At 35.8% G+C, this 477-nt stretch carries 1 protein-coding gene; it reads left to right on the plus strand.

Annotation, left to right across the window (positions count from 1 at the left end; genetic code table 11):
* Positions 1 to 257 precede the first annotated feature (257 nt).
* Positions 258 to 477, plus strand: a 220-nt coding sequence (locus tag K0039_RS25145; protein ID WP_228106857.1) for a fimbria/pilus periplasmic chaperone, incomplete at its 3' end; no start/stop codon positions are given.

A 477-nucleotide genomic window follows, 5' to 3' on the forward strand; every position in this document is an offset into this window, starting at 1 on the left:
CTATCAGCGTTCAGTATTTATAAGAACTTGTAATACAGTTTTTATTTTTACGCATTAACCAGTTAGCTATAACTCGGACAGATTATGCCCTATGACATGGTCTGTCTTAATCAATCTCATCGCAAACAGTGCATAACATATATTAACAATATGTTTCTGCGTTATTTATCATTATTACAGGAGTTTTAATTTAAATGCTCAGACACATTACATTCACTGTATTTATAACAACATCAATGAATACCTTAGCCACAGGGATGGTTCCTGAAGCATCAGTATTGCTGGTTGATGAAAAGCGTGGTGAAGCTAGTATTAATATTAAGAATACAGATGATCATCCTTCATTGCTTTACACCACCATTGTTGATTTGCCTGAAAGCAATAAATCAATTCGTTTAATCCCGACTCAGCCCGTTATTCGTGTTGAAGCCGGTCAAGTACAACAGGTTCGATTTTTACTTCAGGCGACTGTTCCTC

It is taken from the genome of Terrisporobacter mayombei (assembly GCF_020748465.1).
Classification (GTDB): Bacteria; Bacillota; Clostridia; order Peptostreptococcales; family Peptostreptococcaceae; genus Terrisporobacter; species Terrisporobacter mayombei.